Consider the following 18,564-nt stretch of genomic DNA (forward strand, 5'->3'; position numbering starts at 1 on the left):
TGACCAGACGCAGTGCTTGACAGAAGGGCATATGCCATTCATTAATAAATTAATAGAAAGGCGCCAGCAGGAAGAGATCGACAGAAAGAGACCGACAGAAAGACTAGGCTACCAAGGAGGACGCCGTGCCCCATTTACATATCGAATACTCACCCGGGCTCGAGCGCCACGTCGACGTGCGCGAGGTCTGCCGTGCCGCCCACCAGGTGATGAGCGAATCGGCGCTGTTTCCCTTGGCCGGCATTCGCATCCGCGCCTTTGCCGCCGACTACTGCATCGTGGCCGACGACCACCCTGACAATGAGTTTCTGGCCATGACCTTGAGCGTGGGCAGCGGTCGCGCCCAGAGCGATCTCAAGGCTGCCGGCGAGCGCTTGTTCGCGGCCGTGCAGCGCGTGCTCGCCGACCCGCTTGCCACTCCGCATTTCGCCCTGTCTTTGGAAATTCGCGAAATCGATGCCGCGCTGAGCTGGAAAGACACACCGATTCATGCCCGATTGTCCAAGCAGTGAGCACCATGTCCCATTGGGAGGGTCACCGATGCCCCCCATTGGGCGCAACCATCAGGTCTTGGCCAGATTCACCAAGACCTCTAGCATCCTCTCGCGCACTCCGTTCAGCCTGTCATCGGACGGTAGACCGACGCCCAAATGAATCAGAGAGCCCTCGATCATCGACGAAATCATGGTGGCCCTCTGGAAGCGCTCGGTCGGGCTCAGATCAGGCCTCACCAAGGCGATGACCTCGGCGATGTCTTCCCGGTGGCAATCGTACATCTCAAACAGCTGATCTCGAAAAATGTCACTCTGAAATCCCATCGCCCACATCTGCGTGAAGAAACGACACGTTTCGACATTCAAACTATCCTCGACAAGGGATTTGAAGATGGCGCGAACCTTGTCTTCACCACTCCCCGTAACCTCTTCCTTCAACGCAGCATGGTTACTCAAATAGGTCTGAACACGGTTGTATATCAGAGTCTTTATGATCGATTCACGAGATTCGAAGTAATGCTGCACCGTACTCAGGCGGATATCCACTTCCTTGGCAATACGCCGCAACGTTAGCTCGGCATACCCTTCATCGACGAACACCTTGGTGGCGGCATCGAGGATCTCAGACCGCCTCTCCTCGCGGGTCTTCCTGACGCGTCTTTTCTTGTCTTCGACACTGCTCATCGGTAGGAAACCTTTCAACATTAACAAGTTAATGACCAAAGACGAAGGTCTAATTGATGGCGCTCTAGGCTGGCGCAACAATCGCTATCGGTCTACTGACCGATAGAGAATAACCAGGCCATTATCAACGCTAATTAACGTGACGGCAATCAGCGGGTACAAGCCCAGGCACATGGTCCAGAGGTACCACACCCCCTATCGGTGACGAACACGGGCGAGATGACGACGGAGTGACAGGCGCAACACAACAATTTCAGATCGGCGACATTCAGATCGGTGACATTCAGATCGGTAACATAGAGACTGAAAAATGACAAAGAATGCTGCAGCGACAACCGGCGATAGTTCACAAATGCGGGCCACCTTGAAGTGGACCGAAGCGTTCGCCCTTTCCATGGCGGTATCGGGCTCCATCTTTGCCTCATTCGGGTATGCCCTGGGCTTGCTGGGGCCAGTGTGGGCGCTCATCGTCTGGGCAGGCTCTGCAGCGATCGGCGCCTGTCAAAACTGGATATTCCTGGAAGTCACGGCCATGTTCCCCGACAAACCCGGTGGCATCGCCATGATCGCCGTAGAGGGCTGGCGCAGGCGAAACCGTTTCGTCGGCCCTCTGGCAGCCTTCGGATACTGGATGGGCTGGTCCTCCGTTCTTTCCATCATCGGTGTCAGCGCTGGGTCACTGATGCAAGCCCAGTGGTTCCCGAACGCTGACTGGCACTTCACCCTGGGCATCTTGGAGATCGGCATCCCACAGCTCATCGGCGCTGCCCTGATCGTCATTTTCTGGCAGATCAACCGCCGCGGTGTGCATTTGGCGGCCTCATTGTCCAAGTATATGGGCGCCCTGCTGCTCATCCCCATCGTGATTCTCTCCCTCGCACCGATATTCGGTGACGGCTGGAGCATCCACCGATTCCTCGACGCCGAACAGCACTCGCTTTCGGGATGGTCGGCGGTGCGCATCATCCTCGTCTGGTTCTTCCTCGTCAGCTGGAGCACCTACGGAACCGAAATGTGCGCTGCCTTCGGCCCGGAATACCGCACGCAGAGAGACATGCGACTTTCCTTGCTCACGTCAGGGCTCTATACCGTCCTGGTATTTGCCGCCGTCGCCTTCGGTATCGGCGGCCTGGTCGATCAAGCCGTCGCGGCCAAGGACCCATTCGGGTTCTATATCGGCGCCTTCAATGATGTTTTGGGCGTCGGTTACAGCAGCGTCTTCGTGAGCATGCTGCTGGTAGGCCTGTTCATGGGCTTGAATGCCGCCCTGGCGGATGGCTCGCGTGCGCTGTACGGGATGGCGATAGAAGGTATTACGATCAAGCAGTTGGGCACTTTGAACAAGCATCAGGTCCCCGGCCGCTGCATGACGGTTGCGGTGGTGCTCAACCTCCTGATGATCGTCGTCTCCGCATCGCCCATCGCGATTCTGGTTACCGCGAATCTGGGCTATCTGCTTGCCATCTTCTTTGCGCTGACCGGCTTTCTCTGGCTGCGCAAGGACCTGCCCGATCACCCGAGACCCGTTCGCCTTGGCAAAGGCTGGATTCCCCCTGGCCTGGGTGCTCAGCCTCTTTACCGGCATCGTCATCATGGTTGGGGCTACCTCGGCCGACATTGCCGGCTACGGTGGCGCCAAGGAAGTCTTGACGGGTATCGGCATCTTGTTCTTGTCCCTATTGCTCTATGCCTATCGTTATCTGGTTCAGGATAAACAGAAAGCCAGCATTTCCGGAACGGTCTGAGCTATCACTCATTCGATAAAAACATCAGAAAAGAGGTGCATGATGCTATCCGTAGAAATGCCTTCGACTTACTACACGATGACCAAGAAGTATGAGACCCACTATCCGGATCTCGAGGGCGATATCGATGCAGAAGTCGTCATCATCGGCGGCGGATTTTCCGGCGTAAATACCGCGCTGGAGCTCGCGGAACGCGGTGTCGAAAACGTCGTCCTGCTAGAGGCCAACTATCTGGGCTTCGGGGGATCCGGTCGCAACGGCGGTCACGTCATGGCCGGCATCGGCCATGACCTGGAAAAAATCCGCAAGGATGTCGGGGACGAAGGTGTCAAGGCCATCTTCGAAATCAGCGACCAGGGATCGGCAACGATTCAAGAGCGCATTCGACAATATGACATCGATGCCGATTTTCGCCACGGCTATGGCTATCTGGGCTTCAATTCGCGTCAGGCCAAGACGCTTCAGGCCATGGAAAAGGAGCTCAAGGAGATCACGCCCAATCAGGAGATAGCCTATCTCGAGGGCTCCGAAGTCAAGAACATCGTGGGTTCGGATGCCTATGGCAGTGCGCTGATGCATATGGGCAATGGTCATATCCATTCCCTCAACCTGCTCCTCGGCGAAGCCAAGGCCTTCTGCGAGCTCGGTGGAAAAATATACGAGTACACGCCGGTCCTGGATCTGCAATATGGGCCGACGGTGACGGTCAGAACGGCCAAGGGCTCCATAAAGGCCAAGAAAGTCTTGTTTTCCTGCGGCGCATTCATCAATAAGCTGCAACCTAACCTTCACAAGACGATCATCAGCACCTACGCATTCCAGCTTGTCACCGAGCCGCTGTCCGACGAGCTCATCGAGACCATCAGCCCAATACGCGGGGCATTCAGCGACATACGCCCGGTCATCGATTACTACCGTGTCACCAATGAAAACCGCCTCTTGTTCGGCACGGCCACGCACTTCGTGGAACACATACCTCAAGACCTCAAGGCACATAACAGAAAGGCCATGCTGAACATCTTCCCCTACCTGAAGGACGTCAAGATCGACCTTGCCTGGGGCGGACCAATGGAGTGCACGGCCAACCTGTTCCCGCAAATCGGCACCCTGCCAAACCACGATAACGTCTTCTTCGTGCAGGGTTATTCCGGGTTCGGCGTGACCCCGAGCCATGTCATCAGTCGAGTCGTGGCCGACGGTATGACGGGCGGTTCGAGGCACTGGGACATCATGCGCTCCATTCGCCGTAGAAGAGTGATTGGCAAGGAACACTTCAGGCACCTCATCTGTACGCTGGGTAAGGTGACGCACCAAATGGCCGGGTACAGAAAAGGCACCCGCTAGAGCGACGGTCCCTGTCTGGGAGGCCATGCATGGCAAGCGATCCTTCGATAAAAACGCTGATAGAACAGAAGCTAGATGAACTGATCCGGCTCTGGAGCAGAAAAGATGCTGTCGGGGCTCTTCAGGATATCTACCTATCTGATAGTGACCTATCCGACGCCGAGGTGTCGGGGGCCGATATGCACGCCGTGGGCGAGTTTTCGGACCTGAGCCGGCGCAAGAAGCCCGCATCGCGGGAGGCCGCCCGCGACGACCTCTGGCCAGAGACCATGCCACGACCCAAGACCAATGGACGGCTGGTGCACTGATAGAGGCCCAGCCCCTCGAACGAATCGCTTGCGCGGCGATGGCATGAGGCGAGGACCGTGACAGGCCGATGCGGGCCAACCGGCTCGCAGCCTGCTGCCAGCGTCCGCTGCTCCGTCTCATGCCACTGTCGCCTTGGCTTTTAGAGGCGCCGCACCACACGCCACACGCCAAAGACATGTTGGCCCGCCTTGCCGTGTACGCCCCCACGCCGCTTCTCGAAACGTCCTGACGCGTCGCGTCGAGCATTGACTTCATTAACATGACAACTTATAACGTTAATATGTTAACGAGATGGCTTTGAAGGCGTTATACGAAAGTCGAGTGCGGGAGAGACGCCGCAGCGTGCCGCACCTGAGCTGGAAAAGCCCCTACAGACACGCCCGACGCTACGGGCAACGAGTGAAGGAAGGAGCATCATGAGCACGTTCAGCGATAACCGGTCCCGCGCCGAAGGCTACCTATCCCGCTTCCGTGAAGGTGGCGTACTGAATCATATCGATGGCGAGTCCGTGCCAGCCGATTCGGGCAAGACCTTCGAAACACTGTCTCCGGTCGATCTCAAGCCACTCGCGAAGGTCGCCAAGAGCGATGCCAGCGACATCGACCGTGCCGTCGCCGCTGCCGAAAGAGCGTTCAAGACCTGGAGCAAGACGCCGGGCAAGGAGCGCCGCGCCATCCTGATCAAGGTGGCGGAAGCCATCGAGGCCCGCGCCGAAGAGATCGCCTTTACCGAGTGCATGGACACCGGCCAGGCACTGCGCTTCATGTCCAAGGCGGCCATTCGCGGCGCGGCCAACTTCCGCTTCTTCGCTGACCGGGCACCGCAGGCAGAGGATGGGCTTTCCCTCAGAAACGACACGCAGATGAACGTGACTTCCAAGCGCCCGCTGGGGCCGATCGGCGTCATCACGCCATGGAACACGCCGTTCATGCTCTCGACCTGGAAAATCGCCCCGGCACTGGCCTCGGGCTGTACGGTGGTACACAAGCCGGCCGAGTTCTCGCCGATGACCGCCAAGCTGCTGGTCGAAATCGCCGAAGAGGCCGGGCTGCCCAAGGGCGTCCTGAACCTGGTCAACGGCTTTGGCGAAGACGCCGGCCGCGCCCTGACAGAACACCCCGGCATCAAGGCGATCGCCTTTGTCGGTGAGAGCCGCACCGGCCAGCTGATCATGGCTCAGGCCGCGCCGACGCTAAAGCGCTTCCACTTCGAGTTGGGCGGCAAGAATCCGGTCATCGTATTCGACGATGCCGATATCGAACGCGCCGTCAACGCTGCCACTTTCATGATCTATTCCCTCAACGGCGAGCGCTGCACCTCGTCATCGCGCCTGCTGGTGCAGGAGAGCATCTACGAGGAAGTCACTCGTCGCGTGGCGGACATCGCCAACGGTGTGAAAGTCGGCCACCCGCTAGACCCCGAAACCGTGGTCGGTCCGCTGATTCACCCCGAGCATGAAGAGAAGGTGCTGTCGTATTTCGACAAGGCGCGTGAAGAAGGCGCCACCATTGCCGCCGGCGGTGAAAAGATCGGCGAGGAAGGCTGCTTCGTCCGTCCGACGCTGTTCACCCATGCCCGCAACGACATGACGGTGGCCCAGGAAGAGATCTTCGGCCCGGTCCTGACCGCGATTTCGTTCAAGGACGAAGAGGAAGCTCTGCGCCTGGCCAACGATACACAGTATGGTCTGGCCGCGTATCTCTGGACCAACGATCTCGACCGCGCCATGCGCATGACCGATGAGTTGGAAGCCGGGATGATCTGGGTCAACTCCGAAAACGTTCGTCACCTGGAGTCACCGTTCGGCGGTGTGAAGGCCTCCGGCATAGGTCGCGACGGAGGCGACTGGTCGTTCGACTTCTATATGGAGACCGTCAATGTCTCCTTTCCGCGCAAGCCCCACAAAGTACCGAAGCTCGGGTGACATAACGGCCGCAGGGCGGCGTATACCGCCCTGCCTAAGGAAGCGCTGAATAAATCGACGAGCGAGATGAAGCGCAAGGCGCATGGAACACAGAACACGAGACATAACATGGGGTTAGGCGAGTGTTCGAGTACCACGCAACGCGGCGATTCGCTCGCGCAGGCATTTATGCAGCGTTTCCCTAACGCATCAAGGAGTCTCGCCATGCCCATCCCAACACCCAATCTCTACCCGGCGTTCAACATCATTCGCCTGAGCCACGTCGTTTTCGGCGTGAGTGACTTGGCCAAGAGCCGTCACTTCTATGTCGACACACTCGGCCTTCAGGTCACCGACGAAGACGACCAGCGCATTTATCTGCGTGCGATGGAGGAGCGCGGACACCACTGCATCGTGCTGGAGAAAAGCGATAGTGCGACCGTGAAGTCGCTATCCTTCAAGGTGTTCGACGAACAGGAACTCGACAAGGCCCACGCCTGGTTCCAGGAAAACGGCCACCCGGTCGAGTGGGTCGAGCGTCCCTACCAGGGCCGCACGCTGCGCACCACCGACTGCTTCGATGTGCCGATCGAGCTTTACTTCAAGATGGACCGGCTAGCCCCGATCCATCAGCAGTACGTACTCTATCGGGGCGTCAAGCCGCTGCGCATCGATCACTTCAACCTGTTCTCACCCAACGTCGACGAGGCGGTCGCGTTCTACAACCGCATTGGCTTTCGCGTCACCGAATACACCGAAGACGAAGAGAGCGGCAAGCTGTGGGCAGCCTGGACCCACCGTAAGGGCGGTGTGCACGACATGGCCTTCACCAACGGCCGCGGCCCGCGCCTGCACCACACCGCCTTCTGGGTGCCGACTCCGCTGAACATCATCGATCTGTGCGATCTGATGGCGACGACCGGTTACGTCGACAACATCGAGCGCGGCCCAGGGCGTCACGGCATCTCCAATGCCTTCTTCCTCTATATCCTCGACCCGGACGGCCACCGCATCGAGATCTACTGCTCGGACTACCAGACCGTCGATCCGGATCTGGAGGCGATCAAGTGGGATCTGAAAGACCCCCAGCGCCAGACCCTCTGGGGCGCCCCCGCGCCGCGCTCTTGGTTCGAGCACGGCTCCGAGTTCGAGAACCTCGAACTCAGGGATTCTCAGCTGAATGCCACGCCGATCGTCGCGCCGTGAGCCGGCCGGCACTCGCGTCGCATCCGTGATTCACAGGGCCCGGGGGCAGCTCGGGCCATTAGGAGATAGCCCATGAGTACCCCACTCCCCCCTCGTCTCGCCGCCTTTCACGCCAACGGTGCCGACCGTTTCGGGGTGGTCACCGACGGCGGCATCGTCGATCTCACGCCAGAGTTCGGCAGCCGCTTCAAAGGACTCAAGGAGGTGATCGAAGCTGGCGCCATCGATGAGCTTCTGACCGTCGCCGCAGGCCGGAGCCCGAGCTACCGCGAACAAGACGTCACCTACCTGATTCCCATCGCGAACCCCGAAAAACTGATCTGCGTCGGGGTCAACTTCCCTTCGCGCAATGAAGAGTACAAGGACGGTCAGGCCGCACCGAGCAAACCCTCGCTGTTCATCCGCTTTCCGCGTAGCTTCGTCGGCCACAACCAGAATCTGGTGCGCCCGCCGGAGAGCGAGCAGCTCGACTATGAAGGCGAAATCACCATCGTCATCGGCAAGGGTGGCCGCCGAATTTCGCGTGAAAAGGCCTATGAACACATCGCCGCGCTGACGCTGTGCAACGAAGGCACCATTCGCGACTGGGTGCGCCACGCCAAGTTCAACGTCACCCAGGGCAAGAACTTCGACGCCACCGGCGCCATCGGCCCCTGGCTGGTGCCGTTCAAGCGCGCTGAGCAGCTCGACGACATCGAACTGACCACCCGCGTCAATGGCGAAGTACGTCAGCATGACCGCACCTCGCGGATGATGTTCGATTTCCGCTACATCGTGAATTACGTCTCGACCTTCACCACCCTGGTGCCGGGCGACGTGATCGTCTGTGGCACGCCGACCGGTGCCGGCGCTCGCTTCGAGCCGCCGATCTGGCTCGAGCCGGGCGACGTGATCGAGGTCGAGGCCGACGGTATCGGTACGCTGATCAACGGTGTGGAGGATGAACGCCATGGCACTGACTGACGAGCAGATTGCCGCCGCTGCCGACGATCTGCTCGCGGCGGAGGCGACACGCGAGCAGATCGGTCTGCTGTCCAAGCGCCATCCGAGCATGACACTGGACGATGCCTACGCGATCCAGACCGCTCAGATGGCGCGCAAGACGCAGAAGCACGCCATCCTCGGTTGGAAAATCGGGCTGACCTCCAAGGTCATGCAAGACGCGCTCGGCATCGATACGCCCGACAGCGGCGTGCTTTATGACTACATGCGCTATGAGACGGGGGCGGTGATCCCCAAGGGGCATTTCATTCAGCCACGCATCGAGGCCGAGATCGCCTTCGTCATGAAAGCGCCGCTCGAGGGTGAAGTGACCCGCGAGGACGTGCTGGCTGCCACCGAGTACGTGGCGCCCGCCCTCGAGATTCTCGATACCCGCATCGTCAGAAAAGACGCCGAGACCGGCCAGGCGCGAGTGATCGTCGACACCGTCTCCGACAACGCTGCCAACGCCGGCATCGTACTGGGCAGCGAACGCCACGCCCCCGAGGCGCAGGACCTGCGCTGGGTCGGCTCGATCGTCAAGCACAATGGCGATGTGGTGGCCACGGGTCTGGGCGCCGGAGTGTTGGACGATCCGGTCACCGGTCTCATCTGGCTGGCCCGGCGCATGGCGACCTACGGCCAGCGTATCGAAGCCGGTCAGGTCATTTTGTCGGGCTCTTTCATCGGTCCGGTGGAGTGCCCGTCCGGCAGCCGGATCGAAGCCGACTACGGTGCGTTCGGCCGCGTATCGCTGACCTTCGCTTGAGCCGCGGGAAAGCTATCGATGGCCCGACTGGTCGCGACGGTAACCCGAAGGGGTGGTATGCGCATGACGTGCAAAGAATCGACAGAAGTAGGCTGGATCGTGAAATCCGAGCCGATAGCCGATCTCGTTGACACTCATGCGGGTGAAGGTCAGAAGTCGCCGAGCCTCCTGCATGACGCGATCGTGAACCACGCGCTTGCTGGGCACGCCACCAATGCGACGGCAGACGCTATTGAGGCGCGCCTCGGTGACGTTGAGCGCGCGGGCGTAATCCGACAGCGTCCAGTGCGCGGTGTAGTGGGCCTCGATCTCCAGATTGAAGCGGTGAAACAGCGACAGGTCTTCGTGGCGCACACGCTGGGCAGCCAGCGAATTGGACGACAGCCGAAAGAGGCTGACGAAAATCAGCCGCGTCAGCGTGATCATCGCCGTTTCCCGCCCCGGACGGTCGGCCTCGAATTCGAGACGCAGCTCGTCGAACAGTCGCTCGATACGATTGACGTCGAGCCGTGCCTCTTCTCTCGCCCGACCTGTCGCTACACACACCGGCGACACGGCCGCAGCGTCACCCAGCTCGGGAAGCTCTTCGAGCAGCGACCACACCAGCTGTTGGCGCACCGTCAGCACATGGCCATCGCTGCCGTTTTCGGTGGTAAAGGAGTGGGGCACGGTCGGCGGTGTCAGAAAGAACATCGGCCCCTGCTGGTGAAACTGCCGATCGTCCAGATAGACCCGCACCATGCCGCTTTTGACGTAGTGCACCTGGAAAAAGCGGTCGTGATGGTGCACAGGCATGTTCCGACCATAGAAATCTGCCATGCGACCGAGCGCTTCGTAGTGCACCGGGGCATCGGCGTAGCGCTGGTCGTACTCCTGACCGATGGTGATGTTGGGAATGAAGTCCAACGCCATGTTTGCGCTCCTGAAGGCGCGCGGTTCACCCGTGCGCTAGGCCTCTATATTAACCACCGACGGGTACCTCGCTCCATGGCATTGCCTGACTCGTGTCCGAGGCCATCGGCCCCGCCCGTCCACTCCAAGGAATTGCCTCATGGGTGAAATCGTACTCGCCGCCAAGATCACGCACGTGCCTTCGATGTATCTCTCCGAGCAACCCGGTGAGCATCACGGCTGCCGTGCCGAAGCCATCGCAGGCCACAAGGAGATCGCCCGCCGCGCCCGGGAGGCAGGCGCCGATGTCGCGGTGGTCTTCGACACCCACTGGCTGGTCAACAGCGGTTATCACATCAACGGTGGCGACCATTTCGAAGGCGTGTATACCAGCAACGAGCTACCGCACTTCATTCAGAACATGGCCTACCGGTACGACGGCTGCCCCGAACTCGGACAGGCCATCGCCGACCGCGCCAATCACGCCGGACTCCGCACCATGGCGCACAACATTCAGAGCCTCAAGCTCGAGTACGGCACGCTGGTGCCCATGCGCTACATGCACATGGACGTGCCGGATGAGCAGGCCTTCAAGGTGGTCTCCATCGCCGCCTGGGACGCCTGGCACGATCTGAACGACAGCATCCGTTTTGGCGCCGCCGTGCGCGAAGCGATCGAGGCGAGCGACCACAAGGTCATGGTTTTGGCCTCTGGCTCGTTGTCGCACCGTTTCACCGACAACAACCAGGCCAAGGAGAACATGCATCGCTGGTCGCGAGAGTTCGATCGCCAGATGGACATCCGTGTCGTCGAGCTATGGCGCGAGGGCAAGTTCGACGAGTTCCGCAAGATGCTGCCGGAGTACGCCGAGCACTGCTACGGCGAAGGCGGCATGCACGACACGGCCATGCTGATGGGCGTGCTCGGAGAGGGCTATGAGCGCCCAGCCGAGATCCTGACCGCGCCGTTCGGCAGCTCCGGTACCGGCCAGATCAACGCCGTCTTTCCGCTGTAATACGGATTGACGATGTCATGTGACACTACGCGAGGAGCGCCTGATGGATATGCCCATCAACACTTTCAAACGAGCCCTTAGCCGCAACGAAGCCCAACTCGGTCTCTGGCTCGGACTCGCCAACGGCTACTGCGCCGAACTCGCCGCCAATGCAGGCTTCGATTGGCTGTTGATCGACGGCGAACATGCACCCAACGATCTGCGTAGCGTACTGGAACAGCTGCAGGCCGTAGCCCCCTATCCGGTTCAGCCGATCGCGCGCCCGCCGGTGGGCGATGCCGCCCTGATCAAGCAGTATCTCGACATCGGCGTGCAGACCTTGCTGGTGCCAATGGTCGACACCGCCGAGCAAGCCCGCCAGCTAGTGCGCGCCACCCGCTATCCCCCCGAGGGCATTCGCGGCGTGGGCAGCGCCCTGGCACGCGCCTCGCGCTGGAACTCTATCCCGGGCTATCTCGACCGCGCTGACGAGGAAGTCTGCCTGCTGGTTCAGATCGAGACGCAAACGGGGCTCGAAAACCTCGACGAGATTGCCGCCGTGGAGGGCGTCGACGGCGTCTTCATCGGCCCTGCGGATCTCAGTGCCTCGCTGGGCCATCGTGGCGACCCGGGCCATGACGACGTGCAGCGCGCCATCGAGGATGGCATTGCGCGTATCCAGAAGGCCAACAAGGCCGCCGGCATCCTCTCTGCCAACAAAACCCTGGCCCGACGCTATCTCGAACTCGGCGCTACCTTCGTGGCGGTGGGTGTGGATACCAGCGTGCTGATGAACGCGCTGAAAGCGCTGGCCGGCGAGTTCAAAGGCGATGAAGCCCCCGCGACACCGTCGTCATCGGTGTACTGACATTACCTGTCTTTCCTCCATTCACCAGACCCGGCCCCGTTTTGGCCCTTGCATGGGAAACCCAGTATGAACCTCACGGATTCGACTCTTCTGCGCCAGCAGGCCTACATCGACGGCCAGTGGCTCGACGCCGACAGCGGCGATACCTTCGCGGTGACCAACCCGGCCAACGGTGAGACCCTGGCTAGCGTCGCCCGCGTCGGCAAGGCCGAAACCCGTCGCGCCATCGCCGCCGCCAATAACGCGCTGCCAGCCTGGCGCGACCTGACCGCCAAGGCTCGCTCGCTGATTCTCAAGCGCTGGTTCGCGCTGATGCAGGAGCATAAAGAGGACCTGGCCCGTATCCTCAGCGCGGAACAAGGCAAGCCGCTGGCCGAGAGCCGCGGTGAGGTCGACTACGGCGCCAGCTTCATCGAGTGGTTCGCCGAGGAAGGCAAGCGCGTTTACGGCGACGTGATTCCCAACGACAAGCCCGACCGCCGGCTGGTGGTCATCAAGCAGCCCGTAGGCGTGGTCGCCGCGATCACGCCGTGGAACTTTCCCATCGCCATGATCACGCGCAAGGCCGGCCCTGCGCTGGCCGCCGGATGCACCATGGTGTTGAAGCCCGCTTCCGAAACGCCGCTGTCGGCACTGGCGCTGGCCGAGCTGGCCGAACGTGCGGGTATACCGGCCGGTGTCTTCAACGTGGTGGCCGGACGTGCCGGGGAGATCGGTACCGAACTCACGCACAGCGAGACCATTCGAAAATTGTCGTTTACCGGCTCCACCGAAATCGGCCGTCAGTTGATGGAGGAGTGCGCCGGCACCATCAAGAAGGTCAGTATGGAGCTGGGCGGCAACGCGCCGTTCATTGTCTTCGATGACGCCGACCTGGACGCCGCCGTCGCGGGCGCGATCGCCTCGAAGTTTCGCAACAGCGGTCAGACCTGTGTGTGTACTAACCGCTTCCTGGTGCACGACAGCGTCTACGAGGCCTTCAGCGAAAAGCTGATCGCAGCGGTGAAAGCGCTCAAGGTGGCACCGGCCGAGGAAGAGGGCGCCCAGCAGGGCCCTCTGATCAACCAGCAGGCGGTCGACAAGGTACGCGCGCACATCGACAACGCCGTCGAACATGGCGCAAAGGTCCTGTGTGGCGGCAAGTCCCACGCACTGGGCGGCAGCTTCTTCGAGCCCACGGTGCTTGGCGATGTGACACCGGCCATGGATGTCGCCGGCGAGGAGACCTTCGGCCCGCTCGCTCCGCTGTTTCGCTTTCATACCGAAGCGGAAGCCATCGCCATGGCCAACGACACGCCGTTTGGTCTGGCAGCCTACGTCTACACCCAGAATCTGGGCCGCAGCTGGCGCATGGGTGAGGCGCTCGAATACGGCATGGTCGGTATCAACGAAGGCATCATCTCGACCGAAGTCGCGCCATTCGGCGGCATCAAAGCCTCCGGCGTCGGCCGCGAAGGCTCGCACTACGGCATCGAGGACTACCTCGAGGTCAAGTATCTGTGCATGGGTATCAAGTAAGCAGAGACTGCTCGCACGAGCCTGAACAACCTGGCCCACGCCCCTTCCGAGGGGAGGGCCAGGGTATTTGTCGCTCCGGCACGCAAGGCCTCGCCGGCCCCCGCGGCCGTGCCATACCCTCGGCATCGAAGTCGGCCCGCACGGCACCGCAGCCCCACACACCCCGGCTCATGCGGCGTGCCCATCTCGTGCTTATATCGCTATGAGAGATGCCGCTATGAAAGACGCCGCCATGAGAGACACCGCCGTGAGAGATATAGCCAGGCGGGCGATTATGATATGGTCGGCCTCCCGTGAAGGGCCATCCCTGCTGCCATCATCCGATGGGGCGCAGGGCAGATCCGTGGGGCCGTATCGCCATATCGGACCAGTGGCACCCCATTGATCAGTCGACGCCGGAACCGGATCGTTTCGACATCCCCTGATTTCGACTTTCCTTTGAAAAGGCACAACATGGCGCGCCCGACTCCCTCACTCACTCTGGCACTACTGCAGGCCCGTGAATCCGCCATGGACTTTTTCCGGCCGCACCTCAATCAACACAACGTCACCGAGCAGCAGTGGCGTGTCATTCGCATCCTGTGGCAGGCCGAAGATCAGACGCTGGAAAGCTACCAGCTCGCCGAACGGGCCTGCATACTGCGCCCGAGTCTGACCGGGGTGCTGGTAAGGCTCGAGCAGAATGGCCTGGTCAGGCGCTGGAAACCCGAAACCGATCAGCGTCGGCTATGCGTCACCCTGACGCCTCAAGGCAACGCGCTTTTCGATAGCATGAAGGGTGAAATGATGCGCCAGTATCAGAAAATCCAGCAGCGCCTGGGGCCGGAGAAGTACCGCACGCTGATGGGCTTGCTGGAAGAGGTGCAAAAGCTCGAACCCGAAGATTCACCGTGAGACGGTGACCAAGAGCGGATCCCGCAGTGGCGTGCCATACTCGATAATATTTTTATAGCCTATTGATATAGATAGATTTTCAAACCATGGCAGTGACGGTCAAATAACTGTCATGGCAGGTCAATTGGCCACTCCTCTAGACTCCTACTCTGATCCTGTAGCGCCACGCGCACCATCCATGTCCGGGAGGCGACATGCAGGATCAATACGACTACATCATTGTCGGCGCTGGCTCCGCCGGCTGTGTCATCGCCCATCGCTTGATTCGGAACACCCGCGCCACGGTGCTGCTGGTCGAGGCCGGCGGCTCGGATGCCGGTCTGTTGGTGCGGATGCCGGCAGCGCTCGGCAAGGTGATTCCAACGCGCACCTGGCCATATATGACGACACCGCATGCCGCGACCAACCACCGCGCCATGAGCATCGCCCAAGGGCGGCTGATCGGCGGCAGTAGCTCAGTCAACGGCATGATCTACATCCGCGGGCATCGCAGCGACTATGACGCCTGGAGCCGTGATTACGGCTGCACCGGCTGGGACTACGAGGGACTGCTGCCGTATTTCATCAAGAGCGAAAGCAACGAATCGCTGGCCGGGCCCCTGCATGGCAATGACGGTCCACTGAAAGTCAGCGAAAACCGCTATCGCCACTCGCTGACACAGACCTTCGTGCGCGCCGGCCAAGAGAGCGGCCTGCCCTACGTCAACGACTTCAACGCCAACGCCCCCGAGGGCGTTGGCTACTATCAGACCACCACCTTCAACGGCGAACGCTACAGCACCTCCAAGGCCTATCTGAGCGAGGTGCGCGACGACCCGCGCCTGACGATTCTCCCGGATACCGAAGTGCTACGGGTGATGATCGACAAGCAACGGGCCGTCGGCATTCAGGCACGACACGCCAGCAGAGGCGAGATGACACTGCGCGCCCATCGCGAGGTCATTCTCAGCGCTGGCGCGATCGGTAGCCCTAGAATTCTGATGAGCTCTGGTATCGGCCATCGCGACCATCTCAACGAGCAGGGCATCGAGTGCCTGTACGACCTGCCGGTGGGCGACAACCTGCAGGACCACCTGCACATGTCGCTCAACGCCACACTCAAGCACCCGACCTCCCTGTACGGCGAAGACGCCGGCTTGCGCGCACTACGTCATGGCGCCGAATGGCTGCTGTACCGCCACGGCCTCATGACCTCCAACATACTGGAAGGCGGCGCCTTTCTGGACACCGCCGGCGAAGGCCGCCCGGATACCCAGATTCATTTCATGCCGGTGCTCGACACCTGGGACGACCCCAATGGCATTGGCCGGGGGCGCACCCACGGCATCACGCTCAAGGTAGGCCATCTACGCCCGGCCTCACGCGGCAACATTCGCCTTACCGGGCCGAATGGCGCCAAGACCGCCGTCATAGACGCTCGCTTTCTCGAGGCACCTGAGGATCTCGAGCATCAGGTGCGCGCGTTGCGCGCAGGGCTGAGGCTGCTCGACACACCGGCACTTGCCAGCGTGATCGACGAGATTTTCTCTCCGCCCAAGGCGCGCGATCTGATGGCACAGGATATGAACGACAACCGACACGCGCTGGAAGACTTCATCCGCCAGTACTGCAAGACGACCTATCACCCGGTCGGCACATGCCGTATGGGCCAGGACAGCAGAGACTCGGTAGTCGATATCGAGTTGAAGGTCCACGGTGTGACGGGCCTTCGCGTCATCGACTGCTCGATCTTCCCCACCCTGCCAAGCGGCAATACCAATGCCCCGACCATTGCCGTGGCGGAGAAGGGAGCAGACATAGTGACCGGCACCGTCTGATACCCGATCGACACCGCCTATCGCTACCTTTCCAACAAGGTAGCGATAGGCGGTCATCATGGCGATGGCCAGCGTGAGCCATTCATTGGAATGGGTATGAGAAAGAGGCTGTGAGAAAGACGCTATGAGAAAGACGCTGTGAGAAAGGTGCTATGAGACAGACGCTGCGAGAAAGACGCTCGGTGGTGCGCGGCCACTTGCCATCGGCTGTTTCCGCGCGCCAAAGCCTCACACCACGGCAAGGTAGTGCTTCACGAACTCGCCAGAAACCACCTCCCACAGCACAGGCGTTCCCTTCTCGTACAGCCAACTGTCACCGGCCTTGTAGTGGATGCGCTCCTGGGTCGTCTCATCGGTCAGGATGACTTCTCCGGAGATCAGGCAAGCCTGCTCCGTAAAAGGATATACCATCCGGAACCGACCGCTCGTGGTGCCAAAGTAGCCGGCGCTTACCGCATCCTGGGGCGTATTCAACGTCATCTTGATGAACGCCTGGACGTCACCCTCTTCGATGGTGGCACCCAGTTCCTCGACCGAACCAATGCTATCGAGGTCTTTCGTGGTCAATCCGGTATCGATTCGTCCCATGTCAAACTCCTCTCGAGGTCAAGAAGAGTCAACGGACCCTTCTTGAACCGTATTGATAAACTACAAACAGTATTGATAAGCCACAAACCGTGTCGGTCACTAATCGCTGAGATCGGGTTCGAATAGGCCTTTTTTCATTTTGAACTTCACCCAGACGAATGCTGTCAGGCTGACGATGCCCAGCACCACCCCCAGAAGCGTGTAGATCAAGGCGGTCATCTCCGGCGACGGTGAGGCATTGGCAGCCACATAGGCCATACCGATGATGCCGAAAATCTGCGGGAAGGGATAAAAGGGTGCGCGATAGGGGCGGCGATGCTCAGGCCGACGCCGACGCAGAACCATCAAATCGATGTGTGCGACGATGTAGGCCAGCAGCCAGCTGGTCGCCGCCGCGATCACCAACGAGATGATTTGATTCGGACTGACCAACAAGAATGGGATGAGCACACACAGGGTCAGGAAGACAATGCCTACCCAGGGCGTATTGTAACGAGAATGTCGTTTACTCATGATGCTGAAGGCCTGACCATTATCGGCCATCCCCGAAAGCATGCGCGGCACCGCAGCCAGTACGGTATTGAGTGTACTACAGGTCGCAGTTATCCCCATGACAGTGACAATGATCAGCCCCGAACGACCGAAGACGCCATCGACCAGGTCGACATACGGCAAGGGTGAAGTCACCATGGTATCGATCGAGAGATAACGCCCTGCGCCGAAACAGAACAGTGTAAAAAGCACGAAGAGAATGCCAATAGATAGGATCATGGCACGAGGAATTCGTTTTTCCGGCTGACGAATGTCTTCTATGAGCGGACAAATGAATTCGCAGCCGAGGAAGAGCCACATCGACAGGGCAACAAGCCCTATGAAACTACCATCGACGATACCTTCGACGCCCCAGTCGATGCCTGCCGCAGCCTGAGACACCTCAGGGCTTGGCGGCTGCAGAAGCGCGACCAGGCCGACGAGGGAGATGGCGACGACCATCGCAAAAGTGAATACATTCTGGAGCTTCGCAAAGACATCGGTACCGAAGATGTTGAGCAAGGCAATCGACAGCAACAATGCTATGGGCACCAAGTGCGGGGGCAGTATCTCGGGAAACAGCGTCTGTAACAGTGCATCGACCAATAACAGCTCGGCGGGTAATGCGAAAATGGCCACCACGACATATCCGGCAAACACCGAGACAATGGCGGGAAAATGCCCGATGGCTTTCTGGGTGTAAGTGGCGAGCGTACCCGACTGCGGATACATCAGCGAAAGTTCAGAGAACGTCATGGCATTGCAGACGGCCAGCAGGGCCGCTACGAGCATGGCAGCCAGAAAGCTCAACCCCCCGAGGCCGAAGCCCAGCAGCGCTGAAGCCATGGACCCTTGGACGACGACACAGCCCACGCAGATCGCGATCATGGTCTTGAAACCGATGGTCGGCCGGCCGGGTGTCGTGGTCAGGGGCATCGGGCCTACTTTCGTGGTATCGACCATGATGCATTACCTCCTTGGAGAGCATTTGGACTTGTTGTTGGTGATCGATGACGGTTAGTGATCG

General features: G+C 60.1%; 17 protein-coding genes. 13 read left to right on the forward strand and 4 right to left on the reverse strand.

The window, feature by feature from the left end; all coding sequences use genetic code 11:
- Positions 1–125: 125 nt before the first annotated feature.
- A complete protein-coding gene (locus QO259_RS17930) occupies positions 126–512 on the forward strand; it encodes a 5-carboxymethyl-2-hydroxymuconate Delta-isomerase (RefSeq protein WP_207036797.1) in 387 nt (128 codons plus the stop codon).
- A gap of 51 nt (positions 513–563) precedes the next feature.
- Here the strand turns inward: QO259_RS17930 and QO259_RS17935 are convergent, their stop codons facing one another.
- Complete coding sequence (locus tag QO259_RS17935) at positions 564–1,178, reverse strand: TetR/AcrR family transcriptional regulator (protein ID WP_207036795.1); 615 nt, start codon at positions 1,176–1,178, stop codon at positions 564–566.
- A 310-nt stretch (positions 1,179–1,488) separates the two neighbouring features.
- On the opposite strand from QO259_RS17935, the gene QO259_RS17940 reads away from it, so the two are divergent.
- The 7 genes from QO259_RS17940 to QO259_RS17970 all read left to right on the forward strand — a co-directional run bounded on the left by QO259_RS17940 (position 1,489) and on the right by QO259_RS17970 (position 9,436).
- Complete coding sequence (locus tag QO259_RS17940) at positions 1,489–2,892, forward strand: APC family permease (protein ID WP_285951035.1); 1,404 nt, start codon at positions 1,489–1,491, stop codon at positions 2,890–2,892.
- Positions 2,893–2,962: 70 nt separating this feature from the next.
- Positions 2,963–4,267 carry an NAD(P)/FAD-dependent oxidoreductase gene (locus QO259_RS17945; protein WP_285951036.1) on the forward strand — a complete coding sequence of 435 codons (1,305 nt, stop codon included), beginning with the start codon at positions 2,963–2,965 and terminating at the stop codon, positions 4,265–4,267.
- A 29-nt stretch (positions 4,268–4,296) separates the two neighbouring features.
- Positions 4,297–4,575 carry a hypothetical protein gene (locus tag QO259_RS17950; protein ID WP_285951037.1) on the forward strand — a complete coding sequence of 93 codons (279 nt, stop codon included), beginning with the start codon at positions 4,297–4,299 and terminating at the stop codon, positions 4,573–4,575.
- Between the two features lie 417 nt (positions 4,576–4,992).
- The gene (hpaE, locus tag QO259_RS17955) at positions 4,993–6,501 is read left to right on the forward strand and encodes a 5-carboxymethyl-2-hydroxymuconate semialdehyde dehydrogenase (protein ID WP_207036925.1); all 1,509 of its coding nucleotides are present in this window, start codon (positions 4,993–4,995) and stop codon (positions 6,499–6,501) included.
- A gap of 204 nt (positions 6,502–6,705) precedes the next feature.
- Entirely contained in the window at positions 6,706–7,686 is a 981-nt protein-coding gene (gene hpaD / locus QO259_RS17960; protein ID WP_207036787.1) for a 3,4-dihydroxyphenylacetate 2,3-dioxygenase, read from the forward strand.
- A 72-nt stretch (positions 7,687–7,758) separates the two neighbouring features.
- Complete coding sequence (locus QO259_RS17965; protein ID WP_285951038.1) at positions 7,759–8,649, forward strand: fumarylacetoacetate hydrolase family protein; 891 nt, start codon at positions 7,759–7,761, stop codon at positions 8,647–8,649.
- On the forward strand, positions 8,636–9,436 hold the full coding sequence (locus QO259_RS17970; protein ID WP_285951039.1) for an FAA hydrolase family protein: 801 nt from the start codon (positions 8,636–8,638) through the stop codon (positions 9,434–9,436). Before QO259_RS17965 ends, QO259_RS17970 begins: the two co-directional genes overlap by 14 nt.
- A gap of 12 nt (positions 9,437–9,448) precedes the next feature.
- On the opposite strand, the gene hpaA is transcribed toward QO259_RS17970, so the two are convergent.
- Positions 9,449–10,348: a 4-hydroxyphenylacetate catabolism regulatory protein HpaA gene (gene hpaA / locus QO259_RS17975; protein WP_285951040.1), complete on the reverse strand. Its 900-nt coding sequence runs from the start codon at positions 10,346–10,348 to the stop codon at positions 9,449–9,451.
- A gap of 139 nt (positions 10,349–10,487) precedes the next feature.
- Here hpaA and hpaD (QO259_RS17980) point away from each other — a divergent pair, with 139 nt between their 5' ends.
- The 5 genes from hpaD (QO259_RS17980) to QO259_RS18000 all read left to right on the forward strand — a co-directional run bounded on the left by hpaD (QO259_RS17980) (position 10,488) and on the right by QO259_RS18000 (position 16,418).
- Complete coding sequence (gene hpaD, locus QO259_RS17980; protein ID WP_285951041.1) at positions 10,488–11,342, forward strand: 3,4-dihydroxyphenylacetate 2,3-dioxygenase; 855 nt, start codon at positions 10,488–10,490, stop codon at positions 11,340–11,342.
- A 43-nt stretch (positions 11,343–11,385) separates the two neighbouring features.
- Positions 11,386–12,189, forward strand: coding sequence for a 4-hydroxy-2-oxoheptanedioate aldolase (hpaI, locus tag QO259_RS17985; protein ID WP_285951042.1), 804 nt, complete (start codon positions 11,386–11,388; stop codon positions 12,187–12,189).
- A gap of 66 nt (positions 12,190–12,255) precedes the next feature.
- Complete coding sequence (gene gabD, locus QO259_RS17990; RefSeq protein WP_285951043.1) at positions 12,256–13,707, forward strand: NADP-dependent succinate-semialdehyde dehydrogenase; 1,452 nt, start codon at positions 12,256–12,258, stop codon at positions 13,705–13,707.
- 453 nt (positions 13,708–14,160) lie between these two features.
- Entirely contained in the window at positions 14,161–14,601 is a 441-nt protein-coding gene (gene hpaR, locus QO259_RS17995) for a homoprotocatechuate degradation operon regulator HpaR (protein ID WP_207036773.1), read from the forward strand.
- A gap of 194 nt (positions 14,602–14,795) precedes the next feature.
- On the forward strand, positions 14,796–16,418 hold the full coding sequence (locus QO259_RS18000; RefSeq protein WP_285951044.1) for a GMC family oxidoreductase: 1,623 nt from the start codon (positions 14,796–14,798) through the stop codon (positions 16,416–16,418).
- 228 nt (positions 16,419–16,646) lie between these two features.
- On the opposite strand, the gene QO259_RS18005 is transcribed toward QO259_RS18000, so the two are convergent.
- Entirely contained in the window at positions 16,647–17,006 is a 360-nt protein-coding gene (locus QO259_RS18005; RefSeq protein ID WP_285951045.1) for a cupin domain-containing protein, read from the reverse strand.
- 99 nt (positions 17,007–17,105) lie between these two features.
- Complete coding sequence (locus tag QO259_RS18010; protein WP_285951046.1) at positions 17,106–18,500, reverse strand: APC family permease; 1,395 nt, start codon at positions 18,498–18,500, stop codon at positions 17,106–17,108.
- Positions 18,501–18,564 lie beyond the last annotated feature (64 nt).

It is taken from the genome of Salinicola sp. JS01 (assembly GCF_030284585.1).
Lineage (GTDB): Bacteria > Pseudomonadota > Gammaproteobacteria > Pseudomonadales > Halomonadaceae > Salinicola.

Coding starts and splice junctions, on each gene's coding strand:
- QO259_RS17935 (WP_207036795.1), bottom strand. CDS start 1,178: ATGAGCAGTGTCGAAGACAAGAAAAGACGCGTCAGGAAGACCCGCGAG.
- QO259_RS17940 (WP_285951035.1), top strand. CDS start 1,489: ATGACAAAGAATGCTGCAGCGACAACCGGCGATAGTTCACAAATGCGG.
- QO259_RS17945 (WP_285951036.1), top strand. CDS start 2,963: ATGATGCTATCCGTAGAAATGCCTTCGACTTACTACACGATGACCAAG.
- QO259_RS17950 (WP_285951037.1), top strand. CDS start 4,297: ATGGCAAGCGATCCTTCGATAAAAACGCTGATAGAACAGAAGCTAGAT.
- hpaE (WP_207036925.1), top strand. CDS start 4,993: ATGAGCACGTTCAGCGATAACCGGTCCCGCGCCGAAGGCTACCTATCC.
- hpaD (WP_207036787.1), top strand. CDS start 6,706: ATGCCCATCCCAACACCCAATCTCTACCCGGCGTTCAACATCATTCGC.
- QO259_RS17965 (WP_285951038.1), top strand. CDS start 7,759: ATGAGTACCCCACTCCCCCCTCGTCTCGCCGCCTTTCACGCCAACGGT.
- QO259_RS17970 (WP_285951039.1), top strand. CDS start 8,636: ATGGCACTGACTGACGAGCAGATTGCCGCCGCTGCCGACGATCTGCTC.
- hpaA (WP_285951040.1), bottom strand. CDS start 10,348: ATGGCGTTGGACTTCATTCCCAACATCACCATCGGTCAGGAGTACGAC.
- hpaD (WP_285951041.1), top strand. CDS start 10,488: ATGGGTGAAATCGTACTCGCCGCCAAGATCACGCACGTGCCTTCGATG.
- hpaI (WP_285951042.1), top strand. CDS start 11,386: ATGGATATGCCCATCAACACTTTCAAACGAGCCCTTAGCCGCAACGAA.
- gabD (WP_285951043.1), top strand. CDS start 12,256: ATGAACCTCACGGATTCGACTCTTCTGCGCCAGCAGGCCTACATCGAC.
- hpaR (WP_207036773.1), top strand. CDS start 14,161: ATGGCGCGCCCGACTCCCTCACTCACTCTGGCACTACTGCAGGCCCGT.
- QO259_RS18000 (WP_285951044.1), top strand. CDS start 14,796: ATGCAGGATCAATACGACTACATCATTGTCGGCGCTGGCTCCGCCGGC.
- QO259_RS18005 (WP_285951045.1), bottom strand. CDS start 17,006: ATGGGACGAATCGATACCGGATTGACCACGAAAGACCTCGATAGCATT.
- QO259_RS18010 (WP_285951046.1), bottom strand. CDS start 18,500: ATGGTCGATACCACGAAAGTAGGCCCGATGCCCCTGACCACGACACCC.